General features: G+C 62.3%; 20 protein-coding genes. 13 read left to right on the plus strand and 7 right to left on the minus strand.

The annotated features are described in order from the left end of the window. The first annotated feature begins 29 nt into the window (after positions 1-29). From rplS to VIG32_06035, 10 genes are all read left to right on the plus strand, one after another. Positions 30-380, plus strand: a complete 351-nt coding sequence (gene rplS, locus VIG32_05990) for a 50S ribosomal protein L19 (GenBank protein HEY8297555.1) — start codon at positions 30-32, stop codon at positions 378-380. A gap of 109 nt (positions 381-489) precedes the next feature. Beyond that, a complete protein-coding gene (gene lepB / locus VIG32_05995; GenBank protein ID HEY8297556.1) occupies positions 490-1134 on the plus strand; it encodes a signal peptidase I in 645 nt (214 codons plus the stop codon). Positions 1135-1145: 11 nt separating this feature from the next. Beyond that, on the plus strand, positions 1146-1904 hold the full coding sequence (gene lepB / locus VIG32_06000; GenBank protein HEY8297557.1) for a signal peptidase I: 759 nt from the start codon (positions 1146-1148) through the stop codon (positions 1902-1904). An 18-nt stretch (positions 1905-1922) separates the two neighbouring features. Next, on the plus strand, positions 1923-2432 hold the full coding sequence (gene lepB / locus VIG32_06005; GenBank protein ID HEY8297558.1) for a signal peptidase I: 510 nt from the start codon (positions 1923-1925) through the stop codon (positions 2430-2432). Then, positions 2429-3226 (plus strand): ribosome biogenesis GTPase YlqF, encoded by a 798-nt coding sequence (gene ylqF, locus VIG32_06010; protein HEY8297559.1) that lies wholly within the window; start codon positions 2429-2431, stop codon positions 3224-3226. The genes lepB (VIG32_06005) and ylqF overlap by 4 nt, the downstream gene beginning before the upstream one ends. Continuing rightward, positions 3223-3915, plus strand: a complete 693-nt coding sequence (locus VIG32_06015; protein HEY8297560.1) for a ribonuclease HII — start codon at positions 3223-3225, stop codon at positions 3913-3915. The genes ylqF and VIG32_06015 overlap by 4 nt, the downstream gene beginning before the upstream one ends. Next, positions 3902-4243, plus strand: a complete 342-nt coding sequence (locus tag VIG32_06020) for a YraN family protein (GenBank protein HEY8297561.1) — start codon at positions 3902-3904, stop codon at positions 4241-4243. Before VIG32_06015 ends, VIG32_06020 begins: the two co-directional genes overlap by 14 nt. Further along, the gene (locus tag VIG32_06025) at positions 4243-5499 is read left to right on the plus strand and encodes a protein kinase (GenBank protein HEY8297562.1); all 1257 of its coding nucleotides are present in this window, start codon (positions 4243-4245) and stop codon (positions 5497-5499) included. The genes VIG32_06020 and VIG32_06025 overlap by 1 nt, the downstream gene beginning before the upstream one ends. A gap of 7 nt (positions 5500-5506) precedes the next feature. Then, positions 5507-6133 (plus strand): universal stress protein, encoded by a 627-nt coding sequence (locus VIG32_06030; GenBank protein HEY8297563.1) that lies wholly within the window; start codon positions 5507-5509, stop codon positions 6131-6133. Between the two features lie 26 nt (positions 6134-6159). Continuing rightward, positions 6160-6837, plus strand: coding sequence for a hypothetical protein (locus tag VIG32_06035; protein HEY8297564.1), 678 nt, complete (start codon positions 6160-6162; stop codon positions 6835-6837). Here the strand turns inward: VIG32_06035 and VIG32_06040 are convergent. The 5 genes from VIG32_06040 to VIG32_06060 all read right to left on the minus strand — a co-directional run bounded on the left by VIG32_06040 (position 6812) and on the right by VIG32_06060 (position 12515). Further along, positions 6812-7078, minus strand: a complete 267-nt coding sequence (locus tag VIG32_06040) for a hypothetical protein (protein ID HEY8297565.1) — start codon at positions 7076-7078, stop codon at positions 6812-6814. The genes VIG32_06035 and VIG32_06040 overlap by 26 nt on opposite strands. A 9-nt stretch (positions 7079-7087) precedes the next feature. Then, positions 7088-8131 (minus strand): ABC transporter permease, encoded by a 1044-nt coding sequence (locus tag VIG32_06045; protein HEY8297566.1) that lies wholly within the window; start codon positions 8129-8131, stop codon positions 7088-7090. Beyond that, complete coding sequence (locus VIG32_06050; protein HEY8297567.1) at positions 8131-9579, minus strand: sugar ABC transporter ATP-binding protein; 1449 nt, start codon at positions 9577-9579, stop codon at positions 8131-8133. The genes VIG32_06045 and VIG32_06050 overlap by 1 nt, the downstream gene beginning before the upstream one ends. A gap of 57 nt (positions 9580-9636) precedes the next feature. Further along, positions 9637-10593, minus strand: a complete 957-nt coding sequence (locus tag VIG32_06055; GenBank protein ID HEY8297568.1) for a substrate-binding domain-containing protein — start codon at positions 10591-10593, stop codon at positions 9637-9639. 119 nt (positions 10594-10712) lie between these two features. Next, positions 10713-12515: a sodium:solute symporter family protein gene (locus VIG32_06060; GenBank protein HEY8297569.1), complete on the minus strand. Its 1803-nt coding sequence runs from the start codon at positions 12513-12515 to the stop codon at positions 10713-10715. A gap of 761 nt (positions 12516-13276) precedes the next feature. On the opposite strand from VIG32_06060, the gene bla reads away from it, so the two are divergent. The 3 genes from bla to VIG32_06075 all read left to right on the plus strand — a co-directional run bounded on the left by bla (position 13277) and on the right by VIG32_06075 (position 17351). Beyond that, a complete protein-coding gene (gene bla, locus VIG32_06065; protein HEY8297570.1) occupies positions 13277-14119 on the plus strand; it encodes a class A beta-lactamase in 843 nt (280 codons plus the stop codon). 288 nt (positions 14120-14407) lie between these two features. Beyond that, the gene (locus VIG32_06070; GenBank protein HEY8297571.1) at positions 14408-15946 is read left to right on the plus strand and encodes a YifB family Mg chelatase-like AAA ATPase; all 1539 of its coding nucleotides are present in this window, start codon (positions 14408-14410) and stop codon (positions 15944-15946) included. Positions 15947-17039: 1093 nt separating this feature from the next. Beyond that, positions 17040-17351 carry a hypothetical protein gene (locus VIG32_06075; protein ID HEY8297572.1) on the plus strand — a complete coding sequence of 104 codons (312 nt, stop codon included), beginning with the start codon at positions 17040-17042 and terminating at the stop codon, positions 17349-17351. 28 nt (positions 17352-17379) lie between these two features. On the opposite strand, the gene VIG32_06080 is transcribed toward VIG32_06075, so the two are convergent. Together VIG32_06080 and VIG32_06085 are read right to left on the minus strand one after the other, a co-directional pair. After that, entirely contained in the window at positions 17380-17991 is a 612-nt protein-coding gene (locus tag VIG32_06080) for a hypothetical protein (protein ID HEY8297573.1), read from the minus strand. Positions 17992-18230: 239 nt separating this feature from the next. Further along, positions 18231-18581, minus strand: a complete 351-nt coding sequence (locus tag VIG32_06085; protein HEY8297574.1) for a hypothetical protein — start codon at positions 18579-18581, stop codon at positions 18231-18233. Positions 18582-18749 lie beyond the last annotated feature (168 nt).

Below are 18749 nucleotides of genomic sequence, written 5' to 3' on the forward strand. Positions count from 1 at the left end.
CAATATCGCATTCATAAAAGAGAGCTGTCATGAACGTCATCGATGTCCTGAACCAAGAGCAGAAAAAAGAGAGCGTCCCGGATTTTCGTTCCGGCGACTCCGTTAAAGTCTACTCGAAGGTCGTCGAGGGCGGCAAAGAGCGTACGCAGATGTTCGAAGGCGTCGTGACGGTTCGCAAGGGCGGCGGCGCGCAAGAGGCCATTACGGTCCGGCGGGTCGCGCACGGCGTCGGCGTCGAGAAGACGTTCCTGCTTCACAGCCCGCGCGTCGAGCGCGTCGAAGTGAGCAAGCGCGGCATCGTCCGCCGCAGCCGCCTGTACTACTTGAGCACCAAGATCGGTAAAGCGGCGCGCATCAAAGAGAAGAAAGCTGTCCGCTAGCACTCTGACGCCTCTACAACTTCTGGGGCTCATCGGCGTCTTCGCGATCGCGCGGATCGCTCTGAGCCTGAGGCCCCTTGCGGCCGGGGCAACGAAAGCGACGGCCGTCATGGCGGTACGCGAGTACCTCGACGCCTTCATCCTCGCCGGCCTCGTCGCACTCTTCCTTATCACGTTCGTACTGCGCGCGTACTTCATCCCCTCGGGATCGATGTTGCCCACGCTGCAGATCCACGACGTACTACTCGTCAACGAATTCGGCTATCGCTTTCACGGACCGCGTGACGGAGATATCGTCGTTTTTAAACCGCCGGTTCCGTCGCCCGACGATTTCATCAAACGTGTGGTGGCCGCCCCGGGCGACACCTTGCGCGTGCAAGGCGGCACCGTGTATGTCAACGGCCAGGCGACGCGCGAGCCGTACGTCGCCCAGCGCCCGGCGTACGATCTCGTCGTGAAGAATTACGGCATCTACGTCGACGACGGCGGGAACGGCGATCTCGAACCGCTCGACCCCGCGCAAGCCGACGTGCCCCCCCGTTCGATGTGGCAAGCGCCCGACCGCATCCCGAACGGCTTCTACTTCGTCATGGGCGACAACCGCAATCAGTCGGACGACTCCCACATCTGGGGCTTCGCGCAGCTCAAAGGCACGTTTGTGGCCGGGCAACTCGCCCACACCGCAACGGCCGAATTTAGCGGACGCGCGTTTCTCCTGTTTTGGCCCCTCGCCCGCCTGCGCATTCTACAGTAAGCGAGCCACCGTTGTTAGGATCGATCGCCGTCACTCCAGTCGAACTGCTCGTGCTCGTCGCGATTTTCATCGTCGCCCGAATCGTGTTGAGTATCCAGCCGGTCAAAGCGAATTCAAACGGCAAATCGACGGCGTTCGCGCGGGAGTATCTCGATCCGTTCATCCTGGCCGGGCTCGCGGCGTTCTTGCTGATCACGTTCGTCGCTCGAACGTACTATATTCCGTCGGGCTCGATGATCCCGACCTTGCAGATCGGCGACGTGCTCCTGGTCAACAAGTTCGAATATCGCTTTCATAAACCGCACGACGGCGACGTGGTCGTTTTTCCGCCCCCGATTCCTTCGCCGGACGACTTCATCAAGCGCGTCATCGCAAGCCCGGGAGACTCGCTGCATATTGCGGGCGGCATCGTTTACGTGAACGGCAAAGCGCTCAAAGAGCCGTACATCAAGGAGCCGCCCGATTACAATCTCGTGGTGAAGAATTATGAGGTCTACGTCGACAACGGCGCGGGATTCCAGCCGCTCGACCCGACGCAGGCAAACATTCCGCCAAAGTCCGCCTGGAGCGCGCCCGATCGTTTGCCGAAGAATTGCTTCTTCATGATGGGCGACAATCGCAACGATTCGGAAGACTCGCATATCTGGGGATTCGCCCAGGACACGGGGTCGTTTGCAACCGGTCCGCGAGCGGGCCAAGCCGCCGGATTCACCGGACGGGCGTTCGTAATCTTCTGGCCGCTGCGCGACGCGAAGATTCTGTGGCGGTAGCGACGAAGCACTAACGCCGTGCCCCGGCAAATGCACTGGCGCTCGGCCGCAAGCGTAACGCTGCAAATCGCCGTCCTCGGCTTGCTCGTGCTTGCATTCTTCATGCGAACCCCGCAAGTCTCGGGGCTATCGATGTCACCCCACATTGCCTCGGGCGAGTTCGTTTTGATCAACACGGTGGCGTATCGCATGCACGCACCCAAGCGCGGCGAGATCATCGCCTTTCACCATGACGGGCCGACGCCCGAGATCTTCATCAAACGAATCATCGGCTTGCCCGGCGATACCGTGAGCGTGGATCGCGGCGCGGTGCTCGTCGACGGCCGCCCGCTTTCCGAGCCGTACGTCCGCTATCCCGACGACCGGAGCTTTCCGGCCGTCACCGTCCCCGCGGGCTCTCTCTACGTGCTCGGCGACAACCGAGCCGACAGCGACGACTCGCGATTTTGGGGCTTCGTTGCCGAAAACCAAGTTATCGGCGAAGCGGTCGCGGGTATCTGGCCGCTCGCAAACATCGGAGCCCTGTGAACGGTACGGAGTTCGAGCAGGTCGTCCAGTGGTATCCAGGCCACATGGTCGCGGCGATGCGCCGGATCGACGACTACATGAAATTGATCGACATCGTTATCGAAGTCGTCGATGCGCGCGTGCCCTTTAGCGGCGGCAACCCGATGCTCGATACCATCGCCGGCCAGCGAGCGCGCCTGCTCGTTCTCAATCGCGAGGATCTGGCGGACCCGCAGATCACGGCCCGCTGGCTCGAGACGCTCGGCGCGCGCCGCCGCGTGATCGCCGTGAACGGCCGCGATCAGCAAAGCGTCGCCAAGGCCATGGTTCAACTCGCCGCACTATCGCCTTCGGGGCTCGGCACGCAGCGCGCGATGGTCGTCGGCCTTCCCAACTCCGGAAAATCTTCGGTCATCAACGGGCTGTTGCGCCGCGCCGCCGCCAAAACGGAAGATCGCGCGGGCGTCACCCGCCAGCTTCAATGGTTTCGCGTTGCGCCGCTGCTCGAGCTGATGGATACGCCGGGAATTCTCGTGCCGAAGATTCCCACGCACGAAGCGCAGTGGAAGCTCGCGCTCGTCGGGGCGGTGCCGCGCGAGCGTTACGATCCCGAGGATATCGTGGGACGGTTTTACGCCTGGTTACGCGATCAGAGCGACGGCCGCACGACGACTCCGGACCTCGAAACGTTCGCCAAGGCGCGCGGGTTCATGCGCCGCGGCGGCCACGCGGATCTGCACAACGCCGCGCAGTCGTACATCAAAGACTTCAACGACGGCAAATTCGGCCGCGTGAGCCTCGAGCAACCGCAGTGACGCCCAAAGAGCGCAAATCGCGCAACGCCTACGAGCGGGAACGCCGACGCCTGCACCGCATCCACGCGTTCGAGAACGCGGCCCGCTCGCGCGGCTTCGTGCAGATCGGCGGCGTCGACGAAGTCGGCCGCGGTCCGCTCGCGGGCCCGGTGGTCGCGGCCTGCGTGGTCGCGTGCGAGCCGCTCATGCTGCGCGGCCTCAACGACTCGAAGCAAGTTCGGCCGGAACTTCGCGAGGAGCTCTCGGAGCAGATTCGTGCCCGCGCGACCGCCTGGGCGATTGGCTTGGCCACCGTCGAGGAGATCGACCGGCTGAACATCTATTGGGCGAGCGTGCTGGCGATGGAGCGCGCGATCGCACAATTGAGCGTGGCGCCGGAGTATCTGATCACCGACGCGGTGCGCATCAAGTCGTTCGAGCGCCCCCAGGAGCCGCTCATCAGGGGCGACGCCCGCAGCGCGATCGTCGCGGCGGCCTCGATCGTCGCGAAGGTCCATCGGGACCGTCTGCTCGTGGAACTCGGCGCAATCGACCCGCGCTACGGATTTGCCGAACATAAAGGATATGCCACTCCCGCGCACATCGCCGCCCTCAAACTGCACGGACCCTCGCCGGCTCATCGCTCGGGGTTTTGGCGCGTCCGCGAGGCCCAGCTCGAATTGGACCTGGCAGCCGATGGCCCGCGATAATGGTGCCAAGGGGCGCGATTGCGAGGCGCGCGCGGCGAGCTTTCTCGAGCGATCGGGCTATCGCGTGATGCAGCGAAACGTTCGCCTGCCCGGCGGCGAGATCGATTTGATCTGCCAAGATGGTGAGATCCTCGTCTTCGTCGAGGTCAAGTCGCGGACCACGAGCCGCTTCGGCTCGGCCTTTTCCGCGGTCGACGCCCGAAAACGCTCGAAGCTGCGCAGGCTCGCGGCCGATTACGTGCAAATCGTCGCTCCGAACGCCCGCGTCCGCTTCGACGTCGTGGCCGAAGATGGGGACCGCATGACGCTACATCGGAACGCTTTTTAGTGGATAGTTTTATCGGCCGCGTCCTGGGCGGCCGCTACGAGGTGCAGGAGCTCATCGGTCGCGGCGGCACGGCCGACACGTACCGGGGTCTCGATAAAACGCTGGGCCGCGAAGTCGCGGTCAAGGTGCTGATCGATCGCTCCGACGACGTAAACTCGCGCTTCCTGCACGAAGCGCAGTCGATGGCCGCACTCAATCATCCCAAGATCGTTTCGGTCTACGACGTTGGCGAAGACGGCGGCATTGCGTTTATCGTCATGGAGCTGGTTCGCGGCAAAACGCTGCGCGAGCTCGAAGGCGGCTCGCTCTCCTACAAGACCGCGCTCTCGTACCTTACCGACGTGCTCGAGGCGCTCGATTACGCGCACACGCAGTCGACGATTCATCGCGATATCAAGCCTTCGAACATCATGACCGTTGAAGACGGCGCGTACGTCAAGCTGATGGATTTCGGCCTGGCCCGGCGCACGAGCGACATGACGCAAACGACCCGCACCGGACAGATTGTGGGCACGATCGCCTACCTCGCACCCGAGCGCTTCTTGAGCAAACCGGCGGATATTCGCAGCGATCTCTACTCCGTCGGCATCGTCATGTACGAAATCTTCACCGGGATCGTGCCGTTCCGTAACGATCGCGACGATCTGGTGGCCACGATTTTCTCGCACGTGCACGACTCGCCGACGCCGCCCCACGAAATCAACCGCAACATTCCCGAGCATCTCGAACGCGTCATCCTTCGTTCGATCGACAAAGATCCCGGAAAGCGCCACCAAACCGCCCGCGATTTCATCCGCGACCTGCAGTCGCTGATGGCTCCCGCGCCGGCGCAAACCGGCGTCAAACCGCGGGCGAACGCGGCGGTCGATCCGTCGTCGGATCCCGGACTGCGCAGCGCGCTCGATCGCGCGCTCGCGAGTTCGCGCAATCGCAACGACGCTTACGAAGCCGTACTCAAGGGCATGCTCGCCACGCGACGGCGCCGGTACGACGAAGCCAAAACGAGTTTTCTCTCGGCGCTACACGAGTTGCACGCCATCGACAATCAGCTCGAATACGCCAAGACCGCGCTCAAGTACGGGACGATGATTTTGCAAAAAGCGTCGGATGGGATGCGCGAACGCGAAGAGCTGCGTGACGGCGTGCACAAACTCAACGAAGCGCTCGAAGTCTTTCGCCACCACGAACTAGCCGAGCAGATGGGCGAGACCGAGTACCTGATCCACGCGCTCGAACGTACCGCAGTCGGCTATTAGCCCCATCGTGCATCAGCTCGCCATCCCGGTTGCGGTTCTGGCCGTTCTTGGGCTCGTCGCGATCGCCGCACTCGCGTGGTCGCGGGGACGGCGGCCGCGTACGCTGGCCGACATCGCCGCGCGCGAAGCGGAGCAAACCTTCAAGGAACGGCTCGGCACGGTCATCGTCGTTTTTTCCAGCGAGATCCGCTCCGAGCACATGATGGTACTCGCGGCCCGCGTGGCTCGCGGGCAGAACTCCGAACTGCTGGTGGCCTACGTCGTCGAAGTTCCGTTCGCGCTGCCGAGCGACGCGACGATGGAAGACCAGGACCGAATCGGAAGTGCGATTCTCGCAAGCGCTCGCGCGATCGGGAAGAAAGCGGGCGTCGACGTGCGGACCGAGATCGTCCGCGGCCGCCAAACCCCGCAGGCCGTACTCGACCTGGCGAAACGCGAGAAGGCCGATCTCATCATCATGGGCTCCTATCGCGAAGGCCGCTACACCGGCGCGCCGCTGGGACGTTCGATCGAAACCATCGCCGCCGACGCAAAGTGCGACGTCATCATCGGCGTCGAAGGCAAGCACGGAACGCTCTTGGTCGACGAACTCAATCGTCCGAGCGGAACTCCCAGCCGCCGCGAGAACGTGTAGCGCCAACTACTCGCACCGGAGGCAGCATGAACGCTCAACGCACGCGCTTTTTTTCGCTCACCCTCGGATTCGCAGCGCTCGCTCTCATACTCGCACACGGCGCCCTGCGAGCGGCACCGGTGCCGGCCCTCGCGGCGTTCGACGATGCCTTCGCGAAAGTTCACGATTACACGGTCACTCTGCGGGCGCACGAAGTGAGCGGTTCGCGCACGCAAGACCGCGTCTATCACTACTGGTATCGCAAACCCAACGATGCCAAAATCGAGATCGCATCGGGCGAGGGCGCCGGCGGCGGCGGCGTTTGGACCGGCGGCGACCAGGTGAGCGGCCATCAAGGCGGCTTTCTGATCAGCAAGTTCCACCTCAAAGTCGGCCTGCACGACGGCCGCGCCGTTTCATTGCGCGGCTATACGATTCCCGATGGCCTTTTTCCGAACGAAGTTGAGAAGTATCGCACGATCAAAGGTCAGCTCAGCGAGGGCGCCGGGCCAACGGTCGACGGTCAAGCGACCGACGCCGTTACGCTCAACGTCGCGGACCCGGCTGCCGTCGGCGGCGTCACGCGCATGGTGCTCGATCTTTCGAAGGCCACGCACATGCCCGTGCGGCAGATCCGCTATCAAGGCGACCAAATCGTTGCCGACGAGATTTGGAGCGAACTGAAAACCAACGTCGGGCTTAGCGAGCGCGACTTTCCGTTCTAACGGGCGCGGCGTCGGGCAACTCGGGTGCGATCATCTCCGATGACGCCTCGAGTTGCTCGAGCACGGCGTCTTCGTGCCGCCCGTCGTCGCCCAGACGGCGCAGAATCACTTCGTAGCGACCCGATGCGTCGCGCGCGAAGTTGATCGGCTCCCAGCCCTCTTCGCTCAGCTTGCCGAGTTCGCTTTCGATCTGCGTCGCCCCGCGCATGGCGCGGACGGTATACCGGTAGACGATTCCCATTCGCAACTCCTAGCGAGTGAGGTAGCGCTTGCGCAGTTCGTCGAGAACGACCGCGAGCACGATGACCGCGCCGAGCACGACGTCCTGCGTGTAGGATTCGATGTTGAGCAGGTTCATGACGTTGTAGAGAATGCCGATCAAGAACGCACCGAAAAACGTGCCGACGATGCTGCCGCGGCCGCCCATGAGACTGCTTCCTCCCACGACGACGGCGGCGATCGCTTGCAGTTCGAAACCGTTTCCGGTCTGCGGCGAGCCCGACGAAAAGAGCGCCATGTATAAGAACCCGACGATCGCCGCGGCGACGCCGCTGATCACGTAGACGAGCGTTTTCGTGCGCGCGACGTTGACGCCGGCCAAACGCGCGGCTTCCTCGTTGCCGCCGATGGCGAAGACGTAGCGCCCGAAGCGCGTGCGCATCAACAGGATCGAGCACGCGATCACGATGACGATCATCCAGACGATCGGAATCGGAATCCCCGGCAGGCCGAGGATGCTGTGCAGGTGCAGAAAATAGCCGATACCGGTATTGGTGAAATCCGGCGAGTTTAGCGGAATCGGCCGGCCGTGCGAGATCTTAAACGCCAGGCCGCGCGCCATCAGCATCATCGCAAGCGTCGTGATGAACGGCGGAAGGTTCAGTTTGACGACCGGCACGGCGTTCACGAAGCCGGCCAGGCCGCCCACGATACAACCGACGAGTAGCGTGAGCGCGATGAGCGGGAATCCGCCGATGTGCAGCGTGTTGGCAAAGAGCGCCATCGTAACGCCGGTGAGCGAAACGAGCGATCCGACCGAGAGGTCGATCCCGGCCGTGATGATGACGAACGTCTGCCCGACGCCCAAGATGCAGTTGTACGTGATCTGCCGTAGGACGCGAACGATGTTCGACGGTTCGAGAAACGACCCGTGCGCGCCCATATTGATGATGACCGCGACGATTGCGACGCCGACGATGGCGATCGCGACGCGCATCCAATACGCGCGCGCCTTCTTTGCGGCTGCGTCTTTCGCGCTCTGGGTGAGCTGTGCTTTAATCTCGGCGTCGGCCATCAGGCGGCAGCCCCCGTGGCGGCCGCGATGACGCGATCCGGCGTCGCATCCGCGCGCGCAAACTCCGTAACGATTCGGCCGCCGCGCACGACCAGGATGCGATGGGACATGCCCAGGACCTCGGGCAATTCGCTGCTCACCATAACGATCGCGGCTCCGTTCTCCGCCAATTTGACCATGAGGGTATAGATCTCGGCCTTCGCGCCGATGTCGATTCCGCGCGTCGGCTCGTCGAAGAGAAAGACGTTAGCGCCGCCGATCAGCCACTTCGCGAGCACGACCTTCTGTTGATTGCCGCCCGAAAGATTGCGCGCGATCTGCCGCGAGTTCGGCGTGCGAATCCGCAGTTCGGCGATGTACTGGGCGGCGGCATCTTCTTCTTTCTTGGCATCGAGCAGATGCTCGCGATTGACGAACTGCGCGAGATGGGCGAGCGTGATGTTCTCGCCCACGCTCATCCCGAGTACCAGCCCCTGACCTTTTCGATCTTCGGTAATGAACGCGATGCCCGCGCGAATCGAATCGCTCGGTGCGAGAATCTTCACGCGCGAACCGCGCACGTCGATCTCGCCGCTCTGCGGCATATCGGCGCCCGCAATCGCCCGGCAGATCTCCGTTCGGCCGGCGCCCACCAACCCCGCAAGTCCCACGATCTCGCCGCGCCGCACGTCGAAGGAGATGTCGTGGATCGCCGGGTCGCGCGTGAGATGTTTGACCGAGAGCGCGACCGGCGCGTCGGGCGCGACCGCCGGCAGGTCGGGAAAGTGATTCTCCACCGAACGCCCGACCATCGCGCGCACGATCTCGTCGGGCGGAAAATCCTTGGTCGCGCGCGTCTCGATCGCCTTACCGTCGCGCAAAACCGTCACCCGATCGGAGATTTTGGGCAGCTCTTCCATACGATGCGAGATGTAGATGATGCCGGCACCGCGCGCTTTGAGCTTGGCGATCACGGCGAAGAGCGCGTCGATCTCGCGATCGGTCAGCGCGGCGCTCGGCTCGTCCATCACGATGATGCGGGCTTTTTTCGCCAGAACTTTTGCGATCTCGATCATCTGCTGCTGCGCGACGGCAAGCCGCGCCGTTTCCACGTTGAGCGGCAGCGTGATGCCGAGTTCGGCGAACACCGCAGCCGCACGCTCGCGCGCGGCGCGTTCGTCGAGCAGAATGCCGCGCAGCGGTTCGTCGCCGAGGACGATGTTATCGATCGCATCGAGCGCCGGCACGAGATTGAATTCCTGATAGATCATCCCAACGCCGAGCCGCTCGGCCGTACGCGGCGAGTCGATGGTCACCTCGGCGCCGTCGATGAGAATCTGCCCGCGGTCGGCGGGCTGCGCGCCGGCGAGAATCTTCATCAGCGTCGATTTGCCGGCGCCGTTTTCACCGACGAGCGCGAGCACCTCGCCGGCGTAGAGATCGAGCGTGACGCCGTCCAATGCGCGCACACCGGGAAACGATTTCCCGATGTCGCGCATCTCGAGTAGCGGGGTGCTCAGGGTCGTCTACTGAGCGTTGGCTTTGGTGTAGGTCCCGACCGGAATACCGGTCGTCACCGGCACTTTCGCACCCGTAAAGTAGGCGTGAATCGCGTCGATCGTCTTGGCGCCGATTTGATCGGGATGCTGGATCGCATCGCCGTACATGTCGCCGCTCTTGATCGCCGCCCGCGCCTCGGGCGATGCATCGAATCCAACCACGGCGATTCCCGTTGCGCCGGCGGCTTTAATGGCGGTTACGGCACCGAGCGCCGAATCGTCGTTCACGCCGAAGACGCCTTTGAGATTCTTATGCGCCTGCAGAATGTCGCCCATGTCGCTATTGGCTTTCGATCGCGTTCCGCCGGCATCGACGTCGGCCACGATCTTCACGCTCGGACAATTCTGCGCGAGCGCAGCCTTGAAGCCTTTAACGCGATCCTGAACGCTCGTGACCTCGGGCTCGTCCAAGATCGCCACGTTGCCCGATTTGACGGCCTGGCAGATCAGCTTGCCGGCCTGCGCGCCGCCCTGCACGTTGTCGGAGGCGACGTGCGCGATGACTTTGCCTTGATTGCTCGTATTCGCGATATCGGCCGTAAAGACCGGAATCTTCGCATTGTTCGCCTCGACGATGGCGCTGCCGATAGCTTTTGAATCGTACGGCGTCAACACGATCGCGTCGACCTTTTTGGAGATGAAGTCCTCGACTTGCGCCTGCTGTTTTGCGCTATCGCGATTGGCGTCCACGAAGGTGATGGCATAACCGTATTTGGCCGCCTCGGATTTCATGCCGGCTTCCATATCCTGGTAGAACTGCGCCTCGAGGTTTTGAATCGAAACGCCGATCGTCTTCGACGCGTGGCCGGAGCCCGCGGTCGTCGTGGTGCTGGTGGTCGACGAACTCGACGATCCTGAGTTGGAACACGCGGCCAGCAACGCCGCCAGGGCGGCGGCCGCGATGAGCGGACGGGGGGTCTTCAAGAGTGCATCTCCTCCAAAAAGCATGGGCTCCAGGTTACCTATGGCGCTCGCCCGCGCCTTCGTTCTCCACAAGAGCAAGCGTCCCAGCTGTGCAACCTGTGGAGAACTTTCGACTACGTTTAGGCGGCCGGCTCCTCCGAGGCCCCGAACATCCGCGCCGTAAGCGGAACGAGCCACGCGACCGCGATGACGAAGGCGACCGTAAAGACCAGGCCTTGGACGACGTGGCCGTAGACGTATGCGCCGGCGCCGAAGAGCGCGCTGTAGACGGCAACCAGACCGAGGATCCAGGCGAGGAACGCGTTCGGTAGGCTGTCGGGCGATGCCGCGAGCCCCGACTCCTCGCGAACGGCGCGCCAGCCGGGCCCGCTCGGCCGCACTTTGGCGTAGAAGGCCACGAGCGTCGCGCGGTCGACCGGCGGCGTGGCGTAGGTCACGACGAGCCAGGCGACGGTGGTGATTGCGACCGTCCAGATCAGCGAGATCGAGGTATCGACCGGATGGCCCGTCTTTGCGAGGATCAGGAAGAACAACGAAACGATAAACGGCACGACCATCGCGGTGATCTCGGTCCACGCGTTGATGCGCCACCAAAACCAGCGCAGCAGATAGACCAGCCCCGATCCCGCACCGACCGAGAGCATCAGGGCGAACGCGTCCTTCGCGGTGTTGAGCAGAAACGTTAGCCCGAACGCGCAGATCATGATGATCACCGTGACGATGCGTCCCATCAGCACGTAGTGTTTCTCGCTGCGCTCCGGACTAACGAAACGGCGGTAAAAGTCGTGCACGAGATACGACGTGCCCCAGTTGAGATGCGTTTCGAGCGTAGAACGATAGGCCGCAAAGAGCCCGGCGACCATCAAGCCCGCGAAACCGGCCGGCATAAAAGTGAGCATCGCCGGATACGCGATGTCGTCGCCGATGAGGTTGTGCTGCACGTACGGAAAACGCGCTTGAATGTCGCCGAGCGTGGGAAACACGATCATCGACGCGAGCGCCACCACGACCCACGGCCACGGCCGCAACGCGTAATGCATGGCCGAAAAGAAGAGCGTTCCGAAGACCGAATCGCGCTCCGTCTTCGCCGAGAGCATGCGCTGCGCGACGTAACTGCCGCCGCCCGGCTCGGAGCCGGGATACCAGACCGACCACCACTGCACCGTGAGCGGAATGATGAAGACCGCGACGGCCGTCGGCCAATCGTTGAAGTTCGGCAGCACGCCGAGCACGTTGGTGTGCGTGTGCGGAACGTTGGTGTGCATCATTTTCGCGAAGAGCCCGTGCAGGCCGCCGACGCCCGGCGCGCGCACGGCGAAGAACGCCGCCGCGAACGCGCTGAAGATCGTGATGAAGAACTGGATCGTGTCGGTTACCATGACGCCCCATAGGCCCGACATTGAGGCGAAGATTACCGGAAAGAGCGCGGCCACGAGCAACGTCGTCACTTCGTTGACGCCAAAGAGCACGTTGGAAATCTTCACCGCAGCGAGGCTGACGCTCGCGATGATCACGCAGTTAAAGAACAAGCCGAGGTAGACGGCGCGAAATCCGCGCACGAGCGTGGCCGTCTTTCCCGAGTAGCGTTGTTCGTAAAATTCGAGATCGGTGAGCACGCCGCTTCGCCGCCACAGCCGCGCATAAAAAAAGACCGTCGCCATGCCGGTGAGCAAAAACGCCCACCACTGCCAGTTCGACGCGACGCCGCCGGTTCGCACGAAGTTCGTCACGAGATTCGGCGTGTCGGTAGAGAACGTCGTCGCGACGAGCGAGATGCCGATCAGCCACCACGGCGCCTGCCGCCCGGCCGCGAAGAACTCGGTCGTATTTTTCCCGGCTCGCCGCGCCAGAAGAATAGCCGGCACGAACATAATGCCGACGGAGACGACGATGATAATCCAGTCGAGAGCAGTCAGATGCATGCAGCGTGCGCTCCTACAGATGAAGACCGCGAAGAGTTTTCCCCCCCTGTCATCCTGAGCCTGTCGAAGGGCTGAGCCCGCGGGCTTGGGTGGGAGGACGGGGTCGTTGCGGCGGGACGCCCGCTTTTTCGCATCCTGCGAAAAAGCTGCTCCCTTCGTCGTCGCTCCCGCCATCCTGGCTCCGCTCCTCCCTCAGAGGCCCGACACAACGACCCCGTCCCCCCACCCAAGCAGCTTTGTCATCCTGAGCCTGTCGAAGGATGAGCTTGTCGAGCAGATCGCGTCGATGCGTCACGCAACTTTGTCATGCTGAGCTTGTCGAAGCACGGAGCTCGTCAATGCGTCACGCGACTTTTGTCATGCTGAGCTTGTCGAAGCACGCTGCTCGTCGATGCGTCACGCGACTTTGTCATGCTGAGCTTGTCGAAGCACGCACCTCGTCGATGCGTCACGCAACTTTGTCATGCTGAGCTTGTCGAAGCACGGAGCTCGTTAATGCGTCACGCGACTTTGTCGTGCTGAGCTTGTCGAAGCACGCAGCTCGTCGATGCGGCACACGACTTTGTCATGCTGAGCTTGTCGAAGCACGCTGCTCGTCGATGCGTCACGCGCCTTTGTCATGCTGAGCTTGTCGAAGCACGGTTCCTGTCGATGCGGCCATGCGACTTTGTCATCCTGAGCTTGTCGAAGGATGAGTTTGTCGAAGCGTGGAGCTTGTTTTTATGGCAAGTTTTTAAGGCTCGTTCTAGAACATCCGCGCCATGAATCGTGTGGCATTTCTTTCCGGTGCGGCTTCGCTTGCCGTGGCGCCGATTTCTCTGAAGACTCCGCTGACTAAGCTGGAGGCGCGGTACGGCGGGCGGCTTGGGGTTTTCGCTGTGAATTCTGCGAACGGCGCGCGTGTGGAGCATCGCTCGGGCGAACGCTTTCCGATGTGCAGCACGTTCAAGGTGCTCCTGGTTGGCGCGGTGTTATCGCGTGTCGATTCGGGTGGCGAGCACTTGGAACGGCATGTCGGCTACGGCAATGCGGATCTGCTGGCGTATGCTCCGGTAACCAGGGCCCACGTTCGTCTCGGTTCCATGACCGTGCAAGCTCTTTGCAGAGCGGCCGTCGAGTACAGCGATAACACCGCTGCGAATTTGCTGCTGCGTGCGCTCGGCGGTCCCGACCGCGTTACGGCGTACGCGCGAACGCTCGGCGATTCGCTGACGCGATTGGATCGAAACGAACCGGGCCTGAACACGGCCATCCCCGGCGACCAACGCGATACGACGACCCCCGCCGCGATGCTCGCGAACCTGCGGAAGCTGTTGACGGGAAGCGTTCTCTCGCCGTCGTCGCGTCGAGAATTGGAGTCGTGGATGATCGGCTGCAAGACGGGTACCGATTGCATCCGCGCCGGCGTTCCAGCCCACTGGCGGGTTGGCGACAAAACGGGTTCGGGAGCGCACGCGACGCGCAACGATATCGCCGTTCTCTACCCGCCCGGCCGCTCGCCGATTTTCGTGACCGCATATTACACGGCGTCGTCGGCATCGGAGGGCGCGCGCGCCGATATACTAGCCGAGGTTGGCCGCGTCGTCAGTTCCGCATTTGCTTAAGCGACAACGCCGGCGACCCGCGCAAGTACGCCTCGAAAATACATGTAGCGGTAGCCGGTGCGCTTCGCAAACTTCGACGAGCGCGGCAGATGCCTTACCGTAAACGTGCGCTTGCCACTTCATCTCCGAGAAGGGGCGAAGTTATCCGCAGCGCCGTTCGGGTCGCCGGCCGTCGCGACCCACGGCAGGCGGTCTCCGGCACGCACGCGCCCCGCATGGCCGCGAACTTGTCGAGCGCCCCTAGCCGCCGGGCGTTCCGGACGCAGTAGCATGCCAGGGAGGTCAGCGTTGCTCTCACTTGCATTCTCGGCCGCGATGCTCGGAATCGAAGGCTACGTCGTTCGCGTCGAAGCGGACAGTGCGCCCGGTTCCCCGGCTCTCACGATCATCGGATTACCCGATCGCGCGCTCGTCGAAGCGCGCGAACGCGTTCGCGCGGCGATCTTCAATTCCGGCTTCAGCTACCCCGCGGGACGGCTGCTCGTCAATCTTTCGCCGGCCGACGTGCGTAAGGAAGGGCCGTCGTTCGATCTGCCGATCGCGTTAGCGCTGCTCGCGATCGACGAGCAGATCGATCGACTCGCGCTGCAGAGCTTTGCCGCACTTGGCGAACTCGCTCTCGACGGCACGTTACGCAGCATCACCGGCATCCTGCCGATGGTGTTGGGGGCGCGCAACGCCGGGTTCACCAAGCTCATCGTGCCGGAGGATAACGCCGCGGAGGCCGCCTTGATCGACGGCATCGAACTTTACGCGATCGATTCGCTGCAGGCGGCCGTAGCCGTCGTTCTCGGCAACGGAACGAAATGGCGAACTCGGACCACTACGCCCGATCTCTCGCCAACCGACGAGCTAGTCCACGGCGATTTTGCCGACGTGCGCGGGCAGCACGGCGCAAAGCGCGCCCTCGAGATCGCGGCCGCCGGCGGACACAACGTGCTTTTCGTAGGACCGCCCGGCTGCGGAAAGACGATGCTCGCAAGGCGTCTGCCGTCGATTCTGCCACCGATGTCGGCCGGCGAAGCGCTCGACGTTACGAAGATTTACTCCGTGGCGGGTTTGCTCGGCAGCGAACTCGGCATCGCACGCGCGCGGCCGTTCCGATCGCCGCACCACACCATTAGCCAGACCGCTCTGGTCGGCGGCGGCAGTCTCGCGAAACCCGGCGAGATCAGCCTCGCGCATCATGGCGTGCTTTTTCTCGACGAGCTTCCGGAGTTCTCGCGTACCGCGATTGAAGTGTTGCGACAGCCGCTCGAAGAGGGCTCGGTGACGATTGCGCGTGCCGCCGGCACGTTCACGTACCCGTCAAGCTTCATGCTAGTGGCGTCGATGAATCCATGCCCGTGCGGTTATCGGGGCACGCGTACCGGCAACTGCCGCTGCGACGATGCCGCGGTTGCAAAGTACGTGGCAAAGCTTTCCGGCCCGCTGCTCGATCGCATCGATCTGCAGGTGGATGTCGCGCGCGTTGCGTTCGACGACATGGTGCGCAACGAGCATGCAGAGCGCTCCCGAACGATTCGCGAACGAGTTATCGCCGCCCGCGCCCGCCAAACCCACCGCTTCGGTTCGACCGCGATCTCGTGCAACGCGGAGATCCCGGCCAACGCTGTGCGTCGGCTCTGCCAACTCGATGACGAAGCGATGCGGCTGCTCGCACACGCAAGCGCGAAGCGGCAGTTCTCCGCGCGGGCACTCGACCGCATCGCACGAGCCGCCCGAACGATCGCCGACCTCGCCGCCAGCGACGCAATTCGTACCGAACACGTCGCCGAAGCGATCCAATACCGCAGCCTCGAACGTCTCGATGGCCGCGCGGCGTAGACGATTGATGCAATCCGCAATGTATGTGCGTCGCCATAGTAATCACGGAACGGCTAAATTTCGCGCCCAGAACTATGCTAGGAAATCAGGTAGCAAGTTGGTCCACGAAACTGGACCGGGGCTCATTACCACGCTTACCCCCCCCCGCGCCGTTTGGTTGCCATCACCGATGTTGCCGGGCGTGAAGCCGCGTGTCCATGACCTTTGCGCGTCAATCGACGCCGCCATAACCAGGCGACACACCCGCACTGTCCGGGAATATGCTGTTTCTAGTTGGAAGGCGATGCAATTCTTACGATAACGTCCGTTGCGTTCGCGCGAGCCGAACCGCTCTTACCGTATTCGACCCGGTACAGGTCTATGCGCACTAGATGGCTCGGGCCGAGAAATGAAGGGGGCAGCGAGTCGCAAACCTTAAAACGCCGTTCGAAGGAGCTTGCTAGATTTCGAGGACAAAAATAGGGCTCGCCGTCCAAGAGTAGGGGGTAAGCCAGGAGCAAAATGCCGGCATCGGCGGATTGATCCTTTGGAACAAATTCGGCGGTAGCGGCTGGAAAATCGTTGGTCTTTTCGGTCAAAACAATGTAATTTTTGAGATAGCCCGTGACTTGAGTAATTTGCGCTCCCGGTGGCCTGCGGTAATCGGAATATAACGCGCGGCCGTGAATCTCGTATCCGGCTCCCAAAATATCGCGGGCCGAGTGGCACCGTGTGCCAGGCGGAGGAAGTGGCGCAATTACACAGGGACCAGCCGTCGCTGTCGGCCGCGTTGCCGGCGTAGGCGAAGCCAGCGGCGCCGAACCCGCGAATAATGCAATAATTAATGCGCTAACGTGAGGGCTAAATTGTATGTCGCACCTGTGCCAATTGCGTTCGCGGTCGCTGCCACGTAACCCGGATACGATGGGAAGCTCGTGACGCAGTTACTTCCATATGACCCGTCAAGCTTCATGCTGGTGGCGGCGCTGAACCCCCTGCCCGTCCGGTTATCGCGGCAGCGGTCCGTGAGACGAACCTGCGGTTGCAAAGTACGTGGCGAAACTCTCCGGCCCGCTGCTCGATCGCATCGATTTGCAAGTGGATGTCGCACGCGTTGCGTTCGACGACATGGTGCATCGCCGCCCGCGCCCGCCAAACCGACCGCTTCGGTTCGACCGCGATTTCCTGCAACGCGGAGATCCCGGCCAACGCCGTGCGCCGGCTCTGCCAACTCGATGACGAAGCGATGCGGCTGCTCGCACACGCAAGGGCGAAGCGGCAGTTCTCCGCGCGGGCACTCGACCGCATCGCACGAGCCGCCCGAACGATCGCCGACCTCGCTTCGAGCGATTCGATTCGCACCGAACACGTCGCCGAAGCGATCCAATACCGCAGCCTCGAACGTCTCGATGGCCGCGCGGCGTGAGCCATGCACGGTGCGGTTTTGCCCTGCGCTAGCTCGTCGACGCCTTTGCCGGGGCGATAACTGTGGCCGAATGCGTTTCGGCCAGCGCACTTCTAATTGCGGTCATCCATGGCGCGGCACGCTCAATTCGCTTGTTCGCATCGCGATTAGAGGACGGGTGAGCGACGAGCACTTTGGGCCTGCCGTGCCAGCTGGCCAATGCGACGTTTGCAAAGTTGCCGCACATTATCACAAGCGATGGATTGATAATTGAGACTTGCTTGTCGAAGAACTCCATGCACTGCGCGGTGAAGTTCTCACCGCCGAAGCTAGCCATCTCTCCGTTCGCCTTGCCCGGCCTTGCCCCCATGTAAACGTTGGTCACAAATGCTTCATCGCGTGGGATACCTGCGCCGTCGATGTAGGTGTAGAGAGTCAACCAAAAGGCGCTCTTATAGTTTTCCGGTTTGTTTAGATCGTCGCTGCCATCGTAGTTGTGCAAGACGAACATAACTTTGCGTTCACCTGGCTTACCATCGAGAAAGCCCGAGCCACCGGGAAAGGCGCTTACGTTACTGGTGATTTCGCGCACCGGAACTAATGCGCCGTAGTCGTTGACGATTTGGTCGCGAGCTTCAATGAGCTCCTCGTGTTGGTTCAAAACGAGCGATCTCCATCCGGTCCTGAGTGAGGGTGCGCTCATCTTACCTTCGGTCAACGCCTCCTCAGAAGTTAACCTCTTTCTTTTGGCGTTGGAACTATTTAGGATGGCGACGACCGACGCGGCTAATCCGCGTGCGCCGTCCGCTCGCAAACGCCCGAGGCACGATCTTCCGCTACATGACTCCGCAAACGTTCGTGCGATCGTCCTCGGGCGTTATGTCCACCTCGCTCTAGAGCTTAGCTCGCTTTCGCGCAGGTTGTCTTAACGTTTACGAGGCGCCCCGACGGTTCCGTGAAGGTCGACATCGATTCGGTTTTCGAATCGCTTACTTTGGTCAGCGTTGTTGGATTGTTCATGGCCGTATTATTGGTTTTGGGGTACGCCATGTCTGTCCACACGATCGAATTGCCTTGCCAGCCCGGCGACGTGCTCATATCGTAGCCGCCCGTCTCGTCGGTGCTCAAATCTACCCAGCGCGCCGTCGACGCGTCGTACGTCATGCTATCCTGCCCGACGAACTCTTGCGGTATCCACGATGCTTTGTGAACGGTCGTGCGAGTGACCAGCCAGTGGCCGTCGGGTGACATCGCCGCGGTAGATGTCGTCGTATATGGGCCAGGCCGCCGCGAGCTCAATACGCTGCAGTCCCATGTTCCCGAAAGAAATTGCATTGTCGAAAAGTCCGGCTTCGCCGGAAGCGGAACGGGGGTGCTTTCAACGGTCGGCGTTTGGGCGATAGCAACGGCGGTCGCTGC

Source organism: Candidatus Baltobacteraceae bacterium, assembly GCA_036559195.1.
GTDB lineage: Bacteria > Vulcanimicrobiota > Vulcanimicrobiia > Vulcanimicrobiales > Vulcanimicrobiaceae > JALYTZ01.